Origin of the sequence: Polyangium mundeleinium (genome assembly GCF_028369105.1) — a bacterium.
GTDB classification, from domain to species: Bacteria; Myxococcota_A; Polyangia; order Polyangiales; family Polyangiaceae; genus Polyangium; species Polyangium mundeleinium.
Map to the genome: position 1 here is coordinate 12,345,547 of NZ_JAQNDO010000001.1, position 14,919 is coordinate 12,360,465.

The 14,919-nt window shown below is 69.8% G+C and carries 13 protein-coding genes; 7 read left to right on the forward strand and 6 right to left on the reverse strand.

Features of this window, described 5'->3' with window-relative positions; genetic code table 11:
* Positions 1-92 precede the first annotated feature (92 nt).
* From POL67_RS48875 to glgC, 5 genes are read right to left on the reverse strand one after another with little or no spacing between them, the layout of a single operon-like run.
* Positions 93-821: an RsmE family RNA methyltransferase gene (locus tag POL67_RS48875; protein ID WP_271929080.1), complete on the reverse strand. Its 729-nt coding sequence runs from the start codon at positions 819-821 to the stop codon at positions 93-95.
* Positions 818-1,768 carry a 50S ribosomal protein L11 methyltransferase gene (locus POL67_RS48880; protein ID WP_271929082.1) on the reverse strand — a complete coding sequence of 317 codons (951 nt, stop codon included), beginning with the start codon at positions 1,766-1,768 and terminating at the stop codon, positions 818-820. Before POL67_RS48880 ends, POL67_RS48875 begins: the two co-directional genes overlap by 4 nt.
* Before the next feature lie 50 nt (positions 1,769-1,818).
* A complete protein-coding gene (locus POL67_RS48885; RefSeq protein ID WP_271929085.1) occupies positions 1,819-2,721 on the reverse strand; it encodes a hypothetical protein in 903 nt (300 codons plus the stop codon).
* Positions 2,722-2,778: 57 nt separating this feature from the next.
* A complete protein-coding gene (locus POL67_RS48890) occupies positions 2,779-3,468 on the reverse strand; it encodes a metallophosphoesterase (RefSeq protein ID WP_271929088.1) in 690 nt (229 codons plus the stop codon).
* 9 nt (positions 3,469-3,477) lie between these two features.
* Positions 3,478-4,743 carry a glucose-1-phosphate adenylyltransferase gene (glgC, locus tag POL67_RS48895; protein WP_271929091.1) on the reverse strand — a complete coding sequence of 422 codons (1,266 nt, stop codon included), beginning with the start codon at positions 4,741-4,743 and terminating at the stop codon, positions 3,478-3,480.
* Positions 4,744-4,999: 256 nt separating this feature from the next.
* On the opposite strand from glgC, the gene POL67_RS48900 reads away from it, so the two are divergent.
* The 7 genes from POL67_RS48900 to POL67_RS48930 all read left to right on the forward strand — a co-directional run bounded on the left by POL67_RS48900 (position 5,000) and on the right by POL67_RS48930 (position 13,643).
* On the forward strand, positions 5,000-5,707 hold the full coding sequence (locus POL67_RS48900; RefSeq protein ID WP_271929093.1) for a hypothetical protein: 708 nt from the start codon (positions 5,000-5,002) through the stop codon (positions 5,705-5,707).
* A 115-nt stretch (positions 5,708-5,822) separates the two neighbouring features.
* Positions 5,823-6,464 carry a hypothetical protein gene (locus tag POL67_RS48905; RefSeq protein ID WP_271929095.1) on the forward strand — a complete coding sequence of 214 codons (642 nt, stop codon included), beginning with the start codon at positions 5,823-5,825 and terminating at the stop codon, positions 6,462-6,464.
* Between the two features lie 8 nt (positions 6,465-6,472).
* Complete coding sequence (locus POL67_RS54020; protein WP_271929097.1) at positions 6,473-8,206, forward strand: serine/threonine protein kinase; 1,734 nt, start codon at positions 6,473-6,475, stop codon at positions 8,204-8,206.
* A gap of 211 nt (positions 8,207-8,417) precedes the next feature.
* Entirely contained in the window at positions 8,418-9,236 is an 819-nt protein-coding gene (locus POL67_RS48915) for an SIMPL domain-containing protein (RefSeq protein WP_271929099.1), read from the forward strand.
* Positions 9,237-9,353: 117 nt separating this feature from the next.
* Complete coding sequence (gene lpxA, locus POL67_RS48920) at positions 9,354-10,118, forward strand: acyl-ACP--UDP-N-acetylglucosamine O-acyltransferase (protein WP_271929101.1); 765 nt, start codon at positions 9,354-9,356, stop codon at positions 10,116-10,118.
* 545 nt (positions 10,119-10,663) lie between these two features.
* The gene (locus tag POL67_RS48925; RefSeq protein ID WP_271929103.1) at positions 10,664-11,854 is read left to right on the forward strand and encodes a M20/M25/M40 family metallo-hydrolase; all 1,191 of its coding nucleotides are present in this window, start codon (positions 10,664-10,666) and stop codon (positions 11,852-11,854) included.
* Between the two features lie 130 nt (positions 11,855-11,984).
* Positions 11,985-13,643, forward strand: a complete 1,659-nt coding sequence (locus POL67_RS48930) for a serine/threonine-protein kinase (protein ID WP_271929104.1) — start codon at positions 11,985-11,987, stop codon at positions 13,641-13,643.
* Positions 13,644-13,694: 51 nt separating this feature from the next.
* Here the strand turns inward: POL67_RS48930 and POL67_RS48935 are convergent, their stop codons facing one another.
* On the reverse strand, positions 13,695-14,876 hold the full coding sequence (locus POL67_RS48935; protein WP_271929106.1) for a class I SAM-dependent rRNA methyltransferase: 1,182 nt from the start codon (positions 14,874-14,876) through the stop codon (positions 13,695-13,697).
* Positions 14,877-14,919: the final 43 nt, after the last annotated feature.

Genomic DNA, 14,919 nt, shown 5'->3' on the forward strand with positions numbered 1-14,919 from the left:
AAAGACACGCCGGAAGGTGATGCCGGGGGCCCGGGTTTGTCAAGTCCGATGCAGGGTTTGTCCCCGGTCGGCGTTTGTCCCCGGCGCGAACGTTATCGCGAGAGCAGCACGACCGCCCCGAGCACGGCGGCGCATACCGTCTCGGCGCGGAGCGTGAGCGGGCCGAGCGAGACGCGCGCGAGGCCGGCCGAGGTGCAGGCCTCGATCTCGGCCGGTGACAAACCTCCCTCGGGGCCCACGACGAACGCGAGCTCGACCTCCGGGCCGAGGCGGCGGAGCGCCGGGCCGAGCGGCGCGTCGGCCACGGGATCCAGGCAGAAGCCGTTCACGCCCTCGCCCGACGCGAAGAGCTGCACGGCCTCGACGAGCTCCATCGGCGACGAGATCGCAGGCGCATCGCCGCGTCCGCATTGCCGCGCAGCCTCGACCGCGATGCGGCGCCACCGCGCAGCGCGGCCGTCCGCAGGGCGGCCCACGGATCGCTCGGCGTTGATCGGGACCACGCGGCTCGCGCCGAGCTCGGTCGCGTCGCGCACGATGGCGTCGAACTTGTCGCTCTTGCACGTGGCCTGGAGGAGCGTCACGCGGCGCGCCGGGAGGAACGTGGCCGCGCGCGGCGCTTCGACGATGACGGCGACGCTCGCGCGATCGATCGCGGTGATCTCGGCGTCGGCCTCGATCGCGCGGTCGGGATCGAAGAGCACCACGCGATCACCGAGGCGCTTTCTGTGCACACGCGCGACGTACCGAGAGGCGTCCTCGTCGAGGATCGAAGGGCCCGCTTCGACGCGGGCGACGGGGACACGCAGCGGGCCCCTCATGACGCAGCAAACGCGATCGCGACCCAGTCGTCACCCGTGCCGTCGCCGCGGCGGCGCGTCTCGAGGTGGCGCAGCGGGCGCGCGAGCGAGGTGTACCGCGCGATGATCTCGTCGTGCTCGGCGGCGAGGATGCCCGAGAGGATCAAGAGCCCCGCCGGGGGTTCGGGGGCAGAGCCCGGCTCGTCCGGGCGTAGCCCCCGACGTGCAGCAGGCGACACCGCGCGCGCCAAGTCCTCCGCGATCGGACGGAGCACGCGCGTCTCGATGTTCGCGAGCACCACGGGGAACGGCTCGGTCACGCTCTCGATCGTCTGCTCGCGTACGACGATGCGATCGGCGAGGTGATTGCGCTCGGCGTTCTCGCGCACGACGTCGATGACCTCGGCGTCGTTGTCGATCGCGAGCGCGCTCGCGGCGCCGTAGATCAGCGCGACGAGCGCGAGGATCCCGCTGCCCGTGCCGACGTCGAGCACACGCGCGCCGGACAGCGAACTCTTACGATCGTGAAGCATCTCGGCGACGAGCGCGGTCGTCGCATGCAAGCCCGTGCCGAAGGCGCGGCCCGGCTCGAGCTCGAGCACGTGCTCGTCCGCGCGCTTCTTCTCGTAAGCGACCCACGGCGGCACCACGATCACGTCGGGCGTGAACTGAAACGGCTCGAAGTGCTGCTTCCAGGCGTCGCGCCAGGCATCACCGACGATCTCCTCGATGCGCGGCGCGAGCGAAGGATCCTCCTCGACGAGCGCCGCGATCGCCTGGTCGGCTTCCTCGCGCGTGGAGAAGCTCGCGACGAGGGTCACCTTCCCGGAGCCCGCGCCTTTCGCGAGCGTCTGCTCGTCACGCTCCTCGACGCCCATGGCGCCGAGATCGAAGAGGGTTGCGCCGAGCTCTTCAGCTCGATCGCGAGGGACGTCGACGGCGACGAACGGATAAACAGGCTCGGTCATGGGTGAGGCAGGTCTGGCGCGGATCGGGCCTCTTGGCCACTCGGGATCAGCTACTCCGTCACGCGAATCGTCACGGTCGAGGTCCTCTGGTTGAGCAGGATGTACGTCGCGGCCACGCCGCCGCCCACGACCGCGAGGCCAACGGGCACCCAGAACCACGGGCTCGACAAGACGCCGCCCTTCTGCGCCGCAGGCACGGCGATGCGCAGCGGCGTGGCCGCGTCACCGCGCGAGGTGAGCGGCAGGCCGCCCTTGTCGATCGCCTGCAGGTAGTACTCGACGAGCGGAGGTTTGACCGCGTCGCTCGGGATCTGCGCGCGAAACTCGCCGAGCGTGTAGCTCGCAGGCACGAGGATGAACTTGCCGTCCGCGCCCGTGCGATACGCAAGCTGCATCGCGCGCACGCGGCCATCCGGATCCTCGACGCGGCCCGTGAGCTTGATCAACGTGCCCGGCGGCATCTGCGCGGGCGAGGTGTGCATGATGCGGATCGGCTTCTCGGCCGCGGGCGAGTTGACCGTCTCGCGGCCCGGCTTGCCCTCGGCCTCCCACTTCTCGCGCGTCGCCTTGAAGAAGTCCTTGAAGCGCGGCGACTCGGTCGGCGGCAAGCTGTACGTCTCGTCGAGCACGAGCAGCCCACGCACGGCAGCGTCTGCCTCGTCCGCGCGCTTGAGCACGATGTAGTTGTAGGCAAGCAGGCGGTAGATCTCGATCTTCTCCTGCTTGCTCGTGCCGGGGCGCAAGAGCGCGGCGGAGAGGGTCTGGATCGACTCTTCGTACTCGGCGTCGTCGAAGAGCGCGCTGCCGCGCTGGATGAGCGAGGTGACGCTGGCCTTGTCGCCTTTGGCGGCGGCTTGCGCGAACGCAAGGGTGGGCGTCGCGACGACGAACGCAGAATGGCAAGCAGCCGTGAGGGCGAGCGTCGCGGCGAGGCGAGGCCAGACGGAGCGCATGGGCGAAAGGGTAGCCGGAAACGCGCGCCGTTGGCGAGAGCCGGTTTGATCGCTCTTTCAGCGCGGGTAGTAGGTCCTTCGCGCCGGCACGCTCACGAGCACGCTCCTGCGATCCTCAGGCGGCGGCGGGTGTTCGCCCGCGCGCAGCACCATCGCCGTGAGGCGACCGCCGTACACGCAGCCCGTGTCGATGCCTGTCGCGTGACGGTGGATCTGCGGCTGCTCGAGGGCGTTGTGCCCGAAGACGAGGTGCGGCGGTCCCACGTACCGCTCGCCCCACAAGATGGAGCCGCGCCGCTCCTCGGGCGTACCGCTGATGTTGAGCGAACGCACGTACATCAACGTACGCGGGCTCTGCTCCTCGATCGGCAGCGTGGGATCAACGCCGGCATGCACGACACGCAAGCCGTGCTCCGGCAGGTCGATCCAGAGCGGCAGCGAAGCGAGGTACTCCCAGTGCCGGCGGCGCAGCGCGCGCACGACCTCGCGTTGCAAGCTCCCGAGCTGCGGCGCGATGGACGGCGGCGCTTGCCGGTAGCGCAGGAGCCGATCTTCGTGGTTGCCGCGCACGGCGCGCGCATGGAGCTTGCGGAGCAGCTCGACTGTGCCTGCCGGATCGGGGCCGCGCACGACGAGGTCGCCGACGGAGATCAGCCGATCGTCCGCGCAGAACCCGACGTGGCCGAGCAAATCTTCGAGTTCACCCCTGCATCCGTGCAGGTCGCCGACCACGACCGTTCGACCCATCGCTCCCGCTCAGCCGATCTTGGCGCGCTTGGGGATGACGACGATGCCGCCCTCGCTCACGTACCAGCGCTTCCTGTCTTCCTCGAGGTTGTAGCCGATCTCGGCCCCTGAGGGGACCTCGACGTCTTTGTCGATGATCGCGCGGCGGATCTTGGCGTGCCGTCCGATCACCACGTTCTCGAAGAGCACGCTCTCCTCCACGTGGCTGAAGGAGTTCACGCGGCAGCGGTTCGAAAGGACGCTCCGGTGGATGCGGCCGCCGGAGATGATGCAGCCGAGCGAGACGAGGCTCTCGGTCGCGATGCCGACGCGCGCGTTCCACTCGTCGCGGAAGACGAACTTCGCCGGCGGATCGTGGCTCATCGCGGTGCGGATCGGCCAGCGTTGGTTGTAGAGGTTGAAGGCAGGTTGGACGCTGATGAGATCCATCTGCGCGGCCCAGTAGGCGTCGATCGTGCCGATGTCGCGCCAGTAGGCGTTCGAGCCTTCGTCCTCGCCGGGCACGCGGTTTGTCTGGAAATCGTAGACGAACGCGCGTTTCCCGTTCTTGACCAAATACGGGATGATGTCGCGGCCGAAGTCGTGCGCGCTCTGCTCGTTCTTCGCGTCCTGCTCGAGCGCGTCGAGGAGATTGCCCGTGTTGAAGATGTAGTTGCCCATCGACGCGAGGGCGAGGTCGGGGTGGCCGGGCATCGGCGGCGGATCGGCGACCTTCTCGTGGAAGGCGATGATCCGGCCGTTCGCGTCGGCCTCGATCACGCCGAACTCCCTGGCCTCCTTGCGCGGGACGGGGATGGCCGCGACGGTCACTTCGGCGTTGCGCTCGAGGTGCTCGTCGAGCATCTGGCGCATGTCCATCTTGTAGACGTGGTCGCCGCCGAAGATGCAGACGTGCGTGGGCGACTCGTCGGTGATGACGTGCTGGGTCTGGTAGACGGCGTCGGCTGAGCCCTTGAACCAGCTCTTGCCCGTGCGCTGCTGCGCCGGGATCGTCTCGATGAAGTTGTCGAGCATCGGCGACAGGCGCCAGGCCCGTGCGATGTGCTCGTCGAGCGACGCGCTCTTGTACTGCGTGAGGATCTTGATCTTGTGCAGCCCCGAGTTGACGAAGTTCGAGAGCACGATGTCGATGATCCGGTAGCGCCCGCCGAACGGAACCGCCGGCTTGGCGCGATCCGAGGTGAGAGGGCCGAGCCTCCGGCCCTCCCCACCCGCCAGGATCATGACGAGGACACGTGAGGTCTCGAACGGGGCGCGCAGCTTCGTCTCGCGCATGGTTCGTGGAGACTACCCTACCTTCGTGGCCCACGCGACGCTCGACAACGCCGATGGGTTTGGACGGGCCTGTCGGGCCGCTCGAGTGCCTCGTTATGAGGGTCGAGATGAGGGGCCGAAGCGCCCGCGCCCCCCTCCTTCGGCGAATCTCTTTACGCGCCGTGGGCCATCGTGTTAGCCCTTTCCAGCCCAATCCCCCTACCCAGGGCGGCTGCCTGTGCCCGAGGGCGTACCCTCGAACGGCCCGGAGAGACCCATGAACGTCCGACATGCACTCGTTTTCGCCCTCGCCTCCCTGACAGGCTCGGCCGTGCTCGGCTGCGGACCGTCGGAGGAGCCGTACAAGGCCAAGCCCGCCGTGAGCGGCAAGAAGGCCGCGCTGCCTGCCGTGCCGACGCTCCCGCAGAAGCAGAAGAAGACGCCGGACGGCGCGTTCACGATCTGGGGCATCACGCACGATCTCCGCAGCCGCGTGCACTTCGAGGACGTCAACGCGAAGCAGGTGTCGATCGTCGGCTACATCGTCAAGACGAACTACGCCGACGCGCCTGCGTGCTCGATCCACAAGACGGGCAAGGGTGATCCGCCGGACTGCAAGGCGCCGATCCCGACCTTCGCGATCGCGGACGAGAAGGGCGAGACGAAGGACATGATCGACGTCATGGGCTGGGCGTCGAACTTCGCCCAGGTCTTCACGCTGATCGAGGCGATCGACAAGCAGCCGAAGGGCAAGGAAAGCGAGGCGAAGCTCGCCGACGAGTTCTGGGGCGCGGACCTGCCGAACCCGATCCCCAACATCGGGGCGAAGGTCAAGGTGACGGGCACCTACTCGGTGACGTTCACGAAGGCGAGCTCGGGCGCCGCCGCGAACCCGAAGTACGGGATCATGACGGCCGAAAAGATCGAGTTCCTCGAGCAGGCGCCCGAGAAGGCCTATCTGCCCGGGATGAAGAAGAAGCCCTGAGGCTTCTTTCTGCCGTGCGCTCCCCGCGCCCCAGGATCCGGCGGCGAAGGTGGGGGGGGCGAGACCCGAAATACTTGCGGACGCCGGCCGGCATCTGACACGCTCGGATTTGCGCATGGTCAACCGCACCTTCAAAGCAATCGCCTCCCTCGCTCTTCTCCTCGTCGCCGCGGCCTGCGGAGGGAACCAAACCGAAGTTAAGGACCCGTCGAACACGGGGGGCGAGACGCCCGAAGTGAAGCCCCCGCCGCCTCCGCCGAAGTGCGAGTCGCTCGACGAGAAGTGCGCCGCCAAGAAGGACACGACGGCGACGGTCAAGAGCGCCAAGGTCCTGTTCCAGCCCGCAGAAAAGTGGGTGTACGCGCAGGGCGAGTCGCAGACGATCGCGCAGGCCTCGGAAGAAGGCGCGGTCGTCGTGTTCGGCTCGTACACGGCGGACAAGGACGCGAAGAAGGACACGGCGGCGCGCGAAGCCGCGCTCGCGGAGCTCGTCAAGACGACCACCGTCACCTTGCCGAAGGGCTACAAGGTCAACTGGAAGAAGCCCGACAACGTGCAAGAGGTCAACGGCGTCAAGCTCAACGTCTGGACGGCGGCGGGCTCGGAGCGCGGCAAGAAGAAGGGCACGCTGCTCGTGCTGCAGGCGCCGCTCAAGGACGGCGAACCGGCGCTGCTCGGCCTGGGCTTCGCGGCGGATGACGACGAGGCCGGCATGGGCGCGGTGAGCAAAGCGATCGAGTCCATCAAGGCCGAATAAGGAACGTCGTGACCGCGCCCCAGCTCTCCCCCGGCTACGTCATCGCGGGAAAATACTCGGTCCAGGCTCTCCTGGGCAACGGCGGCTCCTCGGCCACCTACCGCGTCGTCGACGCGACGGGGCGCGCAATGGCGGTGCGTATCTACTCGCCGACCATCGCGCAGCGCCCCGAAGTGATGACGATGATCGAGCAGATCTACACGGCGACGAACGGGCTGCCGCCCGACGTCGTGCTGCCGGTCCTCGACGCGGGCTACGATCCGCAAACCGCCGCGCCCTTCACGGTGACGGAGCTCTCGCCGACGCCGTCGCTCGCGCAGCTCGTCTCGCAGCGCCCACTCTCGCCGCAAGAGGTCTCGCAGATCGCGCAGAACATGGCGCGCACGCTGGACAACGCCCACGTGCGGCAGCTCATGCACCACGCGCTCAAGCCGACGAACGTGTTCGTCGCGCCGCAAGGCTTCGCCGTGCGCATCATGGACTTCGGCGCAGGACTCGCGCGGAGCTACGTGCAGACGAACGAGGGCTACGCGATCGCGGCGCCCTGGGTCGCGCCCGAGCAGATGCAAGGCGGCGCGCCCGCGGGCCCCGCAGCCGACGTGTTCGCGATGGGGCTCGTGCTCTTCTACGCGCTCACGGGGCGGCCGTACTGGCGCTCCTGCCAGGGCGCGCAGCCCGACCTCGCCTCGTGGCAACACGAGCTCGTCGGCCCGCGGCAGCCAGCGTCCCAGCGCGCCCAGGAGCTCGGCGCGCTGGTCTCGCCGGTGCTCGACGCGGTGTTCAACCGCGCGCTCGCGATCGATCCGAACGAGCGCTTCCGCCAGGCCAGCGAGCTCGCCGTGGCCTTCTCGGCCGCGGCGAACATGCCCGAGATGGCCACGAGCGCGACCATCGCGTTCCCCGCGATCGGCGGCGCCGATCCGATGGGCCCGACGGCCGCGGTGCCGGTCTACCAGCCGGGAGGCCAGAATGATGGCTCGGGCTACCCGCCGCCGCCGCCCATCGGAGGCGGGGGCATGGGCGGGGCTGGCATGGGTGGTCAGGGCGCCGGGGCGCCGGCGAACGCGGACATGGGCATGGGCATGGGCCCCGGCCCGATGGCGCCGACGACGGCGGCGCCGCGCCTCCAGATGGATGGCGGTGGTGGGTCGAAGAAGCTGCCGATCATCATCGGCGTCGCGGCGGTGCTGCTCATCGGCGGCGCGGTCGGCGCGTTCATCGTGATGGGCGGCAAGGACAAGCCAGAGGGCGAGGACCCGAACGCGCCGATCGCCATCACGCCGACGGGCGCGCCCACCACGAGCAGTGAGAGCGGCGCGCCCACGGGCACAGGCACGGGTGAGGCACCGCCGCCGACGCCGCCTCCTGCGGCCGAGGAGGTCGAGGTCGCGATCAAGTGCAGCCCGGGCTGCGACACGATCAAGGTCGACGACAAGGCGATCGAGGATCCGTCGAAGCTCAAGCTCGCGCCGGGCGCGCACAAAATCGAGCTCTCGAAGGCCGGGTACGTCACGCAGAGCGAAGACATCACGATCGAGGCCGGCAAGAAGTTCGAGAAGGAATTCAAGCTCGCCGAGGCCCCGAAAGAGACGGCGCAGACCGCGAGCACCGCGAAGTCGAGCGGCAGCGGCGGCGGCAGCACGGTGAAGACGACCCCCACGGCGACGACGAAGCCGACCAGCACGGCGAAGACCGGCGGCCAGAAATGCACCGGGGTCGGTCTCTTCAAGAAGTGCAAGTAATCGTTCCGCTCGCGTTTTCCCCTCCCACGGCCCGCTACGTTTTCCCTTCGTAGCGGGCCGTTTGCGTATGCGAGCCGTCCGTCCGGCCCCATCTGGCCAAAGCGCGGCGCGGGCCCCATGCTCGCCTCGGAGCACGTGGCGGCTCGTCCGCCATGTGGACATTTGCGCGCGGAAAACGTCTGCGCGCCAGGAAAGGGGGGTCATCATGGCCATGGCGAAACTTCTCCGGACCGGCTCGCGTCTCATGGGCGCGGCGCTCGGCGTCCTGTCGTTCGTTTCCCCGAGCGCTTCCGCCCAGGCGAAGGCCGAGGAGAAGAGCAGCGGCGCCGGGGCGCAGGAAGGCGCGAAGGGGCAGGCAAGCCTCCTCCTGCAAGAGCAGCTCACGGAGCTCATCACGACGAGCGGCCAGGGCCAGATCGTGGCGAAGCCCGACGCGATGCGCGCCGAGCTCGGGGTCGAGGTCCGGGCGAAGACGCTGGAGCAGGCGCAGGCCGAGCTCGCCCGCAAGATGGAGCACGTGACGAGCGCGATCGAGAAGCTCGGCCTCGAGGGCCTCACGCTGCAGACGGCGACGCTGCAGATCCAACCGCTCCATGACGAGCCCAAGGCCGGCCGCGCGGCGCAGATCGTCGGCTATCGCGCGCAGAACACGCTCTCGATCACGCTGCGCCCCGCGGAGGTGACGGAGCTCGGGACGCAGGCGGCGAAGCTCGTGGACGCGGGCGTCGGCGCGGGCGCGAACGTGGTGCAGGGGATCTCGTTTTTCCTCGCGCGTCCGGAGGAAGCGCAGGCCAAGGCGCTGCACCTCGCGGCCGTGGACGCGGAGCGGAACGCGAAGATCCTCGCGGCCACGTCAGGCGTGCGGCTGCTCGGGCTGCACAGCCTGGATGGATCCCAGGGCCGCCTGTCGCCGATCTTCCTCGACGCGGGCATCGCAGCGACCTCGCTCAAGATCGAGACGACGATCGAGCCCGGCGAGCTCACGATCACGGCGACCGTGGCCGCCCGGTACCACTTCTCGAACCACTGACGGATCCTGCGGCCGCGCGAGGTTTGGCGCAGGCTTCGGCCGGCCGACCTCGCGCGGCGCTTCTTTCGAGGTGTTCGCCTTGCCAAGCGCGGCGCCCATCACGACAATGCGCCGCCCGTGACCGTCTCGATCCATCCGCTCGCGCATGTCGATCCCGGGGCGAAGCTCGGCGTGGACGTCGACGTGGGCCCGTTCGCCGTGATCGAGGGTGACTGCGAGATCGGCGACGGCTGCCGCATCGAGGCGCACGCGGTGATCGCGGCGGGCAGCCGGATCGGGCGCCGCAACGTGGTTCACTCGTTCGCGGTGATCGGGGGCGCGCCGCAGGATCGGCGGTATGCGGGCGAGCCGACGACGCTCGTCGTGGGCGACGACAACGTGTTTCGCGAGCACGTGACGGCGCACCGCGGCACCGGGCATGGCGGCGGCGTGACCCGCATCGGGAGCGCGGGGCTCTTCATGGTCGGCGTGCACGTCGCGCACGACGCGGTCGTCGGGGATCGGGTCACGCTCGCGAACGGCACGCTGCTCGCGGGGCACGTCGTGCTCGGGGATCACGTGGTGACCGGCGGTCACGTCGCGGTGGCGCCGTTCGTCCGCGTGGGCGCGCGCTCGTTCCTTGCGGGCGGGTCGATGGTGGAGCGTGACGTGCCGCCCTTCGTGATCGCCGAAGGAAACCGGGCGCGCGTGCGCGCGTTGAACCGCGTGGGGCTCGAACGGACGGGCGTACCGCTCGAATCACGCGTCGCGCTGAAGCGGGCGTTTCGGGCGCTCTTCGTGGGGGAGCTTCCGCGCGCCGAGGCCCTCGCGCGGATCGAATCCGTGCCGGATCCGTTCGTCCGCGAGCTCGTCGCCTTCCTTCGTGCGCCGCCCCGCCGTTAAGGTGAACGGCGGCTTGTCGAAGCGAGCGCGCAGGCGGTTGCACGCACGGAGCACCGCTGGGATCGCGACGATCCGCCGCTCGATCGCGCGTTTGCCGGGGACGTCCAGGAGGACGAGGCCGATGAAGATCGTGAGCAGCCCTTGTCCCGGCACGCCGGGCAGCGACATCACGATCCCGAGAATGACCAGGAAAAACCCAAGCAGATTCTTGCCGGCGATCGCGAGGGCGCGCTGCCACGCCGGACGGCCGGCGAGGAAGCGTCCTGGGCCCCGCGCCTCTTCGAAGTGCGCGGCGTCGAGCCGCACGACCACGAGCGCCACCGCGGCCAGGCTGAGCACGAGGCTCAACCCGAAGACGCCCATGCCCACGAAGATCTGGGACGCATGGATTTCCAGCGTGTGGAGCAAATTCATCCGGCCGCGCACCCCTGCCCCAACCAACAACCGCGCCTCGTCCAGATTCCCTGTCATGTAGCGCACGCCATCACGCGGGCAAGGCGCGCGGAGGGCTCGTCAATCCGAGCGTTTTGGACGAAGCTCCGCGCATGATCGAGGCGGCGAAGGCGCACCTCCGCGCGAGAGAAGAAGCGGCGCTCTTGCTGCTCGAAGCGCTCGTCGGCGTGAACTCGTTCACGGACAACGTGCCGGGCGGGACACGCGTGGGCGAGATGCTCGCGGCGGAGCTTCGCGGGATCGAGGGCGTGAGTTCGGTGCGGGCGCACGCGAGCGCTCGGTATGCGCCGCACTGGGTCGCGCGGACGGAGGCGGCGGAGCGCTCGGCCGCGGGGTGCGTGGCGATCGTGGGGCACCTCGATACGGTCTTTCCGCCCGGGACCTTCGAGGGGTTCCGGCGCGAGGGGCCGATCGCGCGTGGGCCCGGCGTGCTCGACATGAAGGGCGGGCTCGTGGTGGTGCTCGAAGCGATGCGCGCGCTCGCGCACGTGGGCGTGCTCGCGCGTGTGCCGATGCGTGTGGTGATCGTGTCGGACGAGGAGGTCGGTTCTCCCGAGGGACAACACGTGATCGCCGAGGAGCTCGCCGGCGCGCGCGCGGCGCTCGTGTTCGAGGCGGGGCGCGCGAAGGACCTCGTGATCACGTCGCGCAAGGGCACGGGCAGCGCGCGTGTCGTCGCCGCGGGAAAAGCGGCGCATGCGGGCAATGCACATGCGGACGGCGCGAATGCAATCTGGGCGCTCGCGCGCTTCATCGATCACGCGCAGCAGCTCACCGACTACACGCGCGGCGTGACCGTGAACGTCGGAACGATCCGCGGCGGACAGTCGAAAAACACGGTGCCCGATCACGCCGAGGCCGAGCTCGATTTCCGCTACGAGCAGCGCGCCGATGGAGACGCGCTCCTCGCGGCGCTCGTGAACGCGGCGGAGGACACGGCGATCGCGGGGACGACGGTGACGGTGACAGGCGGCATCGCGCGATCGTCGCTCGAACGTACGACGGCTTCTGCAGCGCTCTACGAGGCCTATGCCGCATGCGCGCGCGCGGCGGGGCTCGGCGACGGCGAGGCGCCGCTCGTGGGTGGAGGCTCCGACGCGGCGACGACAGCAGCGCTCGGCATTCCGTCGATCGACGGCCTCGGGCCGCGCGGCGCGGGCTTTCACACGCACGACGAGCACATCGAGGTGGCCACGCTCGTGCCGAAGGCAGAGGCGATCGTGCGGTTTTTGCTGGGCTGTACGGAGAGTTTCGACCCGGACGGCTTGTTGCGATCTTCTTGAGGCGCGGCCGTCCTTCTGCGATCCTGACGGACGACATCGTGCAGGGTCCGGCGAGGTACGAGCTGCGAGACCGGGCGAGGAGCTTGGACGGCCGCGTTTTGTGCGCGTGCGGGGCTTTGAGGGGGGACGCATGAGCTCGCTCGGGGACGTGGGGGCGGGGCACACGCTGGGGCGATACGAGCTGCTCGTGCCCATCGCACAGGGCGGCATGGCCGTTGTGTGGGCCGCGCGCATGAAGGGCACACGCGGCTTTCAGAAGATCGTCGCGGTCAAGACGATGCTGCCCGAGCTGTCGCAGGATCCGCAGTTCGAGGACATGTTCCTCGCGGAGGCGGGCCTCGCCTCGCGCATCCGCCACCCGCACGTCTGCGAGATCCTCGATCTCGGCGAGCAGGACGGGCTGATCTACATCGTTATGGAGTGGATCGACGGCGAGCCGCTCAGCCAGCTCGCGCGCGCGGCCCGGCAGAAGGGCGGCGTCCCGATGCTCATCGCGCTCCGCGTCTGCCTCAACGCCGCGCTTGGCCTGCACGCCGCGCACGAGCTGCAGGACGAAGCCGGCGAGCTCGTGGGGCTCGTGCACCGCGACGTCTCGCCGCAAAACATCCTCGTCACGTACGACGGCGTCGTGAAGATCGTGGACTTCGGCGTGGCCAAGGCCACGGCCGTCTCGGACACGGGCGCGACGAAGGACGGCCAGCTCAAGGGCAAGGTGCCGTTCATGTCGCCCGAGCAAGCGCTCGGAAAGGCCGTGGATCGCCGCACGGACGTCTTCGCGCTCGGCATCGTGCTCTACCAGCTCCTCGCCTCGAAGCACCCGTTCCGCGGGGACAACGACATGATCACGCTGCGACGGATCTGCGACAAAGAGCCGGCGCCGTCGCTGCTCTCGGCCATGCCGAACTGCCCGCCGCTCCTGAACGAGATCGTCATGAAGGCGCTCGAGAAGGAAGCCGACAAACGCTACCTGTCGATGGCCGAGTTCGCGCGCGCGCTCGATCGTGGGATCGCGGAGCTCAAGCTCGCGGGGCAGCCCGACGAGGACGTGGTCGCGTTCGTCAGGTCCATGCTCGGCGAGCGCGCCGAGAAGCGCCGCACGGCGATCCGCGAGGGCCTCAAGGTCGCCGACGAGCGCGCCGAGCAACGCGAACAGCTCAAGGCGCAGCGCGCGGCGCTCCTCGCGCAAGCGCGGGCGAACGGCGGGACGATCCCGCCGGGCCTGCTCGGCAATCGCATGCCCACGATCCCGCCGGGGCTCCAGTCGATCCCGCCGCCGTCCGGATCGATGCCCGACATCGCCACGATCGCGCACGGCCGCGCGAGCCTCGTGCCCGGCACGCTCCACGCGCAAGGCGCGCCCTCGTCGCCGACGGCGGCTGCAATCGTCGCCGACGTCGACGACGACATCGCAGCCTTCACGGGAGGCGGGAAGAAGAAGCTCGCCGTGGTGTTCGCCGCGATCGGCGTGCTCGCGATCGTCGGCGCGGTCCTCGCCTTCTCGCAAGGCTCGCCGACGCCCGAGCCCGCGACACAGCCTGCCGTCACCACGCTGGCGCCCGCGGCGACCATGACCACGCCCACGCCGACCCCCCTCCCCTCGCCCGTCACGAGCGCCGCGCCCGCGACGAGCGCCACGACGCCCCCGCACAACCACGGCGCCGCGACGACGAAGTCCACGACCACGCCCACCGCGGCCGGCACCACGAAATCGCCGAGCACGAAGAGCACCGGCACCACGAAGCCGGGCAGCCCGGACAACCTGCCCAGCGTGCGCGATCCCGGCTTCTGATCGGCGCGCCGGATCGTTTCACGCCCAACGGGTTCGCGCGGACGAACCCTCTCAGGCGAGGACGGCGAACTTCAGGTACCGGCCCTCGAACCACGCGGGCAGCGTGGGGTGATCGGGCGGCTGGCCGTGCATGGCGACGAGCGAGAGGTCGTCCCGTCCGAGCGCGGCGTCGTCGAGCGTGCCGAGGAAGTCCTCGGCCGAGATGTGGCTCGAACACGACGCCGCGCAGAGCAGCCCGCCCGGGGCGAGCACCTTCGTGAGCGCGCCGTGAAGCTTGCGGTACGCGGTGAGCGCGCGCGGCTTCGTCCGCTCATTCGGCGCGAAGCTCGGTGGATCCGAGACGATGAGGTCGAACTTGTCCCCGCGTCGCGCCGCCGCTTCGAGGAAGGCGAAGGCGTCCGCCGTGACGAACGCGTGTTTCGCGGGGTCGAGCCCGTTCGCGCGGAACGAGCGTTGCGCGGTCGCGTGCGCGGCGGCGGCGACGTCGACCGAGGTCACGTGCGCGGCGCCCCCGAGCGCGGCTGCGACCGAGAAGCCGCCCGCGTAGCTGTAGAGGTTCAGCGCGCGGGCGCGGCGGGCGCCGAACACGCGGACGCGGGCGCGGTTGTCGCGCTGATCGAGGAACGCCCCCGTCTTCTGCCCGTGCGCGAGGTCGACCTCCATCGCCATCCCGTTCTCGCGCACGATCACGCGGTCCTCGGGCTCCTCGCCGGCGAGCGGGCGGATGCGACGATCGCCAGCCTCGTCGCGGGCGCGGCGGAGCGCGACGCTGCGCACGCCGCGCCCGGCGAGGACGCGCGCGAGCTTCGGCGCGAGCTTTTCGATCCAGGGGTCCAGATGATCGCCGTCGAGGCGGACGATCGCGACGTGCGCGTACCTGTCGATCACCAGGCCGGGCACGTGGTCGCCTTCGCCGTTGCAGAGGCGGTAGGCGTCGGTGTCGGGCCCGACGAACGCCTCGCGACGGGCGAACGCGCGCTCGATCCGCTCGAGCAACCCGCGCTCGTCGAGGCGCCCGCTCTTGCCGAAGACACGCACGGCGATCGGGGAGGACTCGTCCCATAGGCCCACGCCGAGCGGCTCGCCTTCCTCGCTCGCGAGCGAGACGGCCGTGCCCGAGTCAAGCTTCGGCGGCCGAGCAAGGCCTTCGCGGTACACCCATGGATGACCTCGACGAACGGAGGCGGCGGCGGATCGGGTGAGGCGGAGCGTCTTCGAATCGCGTGCGGTCACGGGGCTTTGGGAAGCCTACTTCCGGGCCCCTCATGATAGAAGG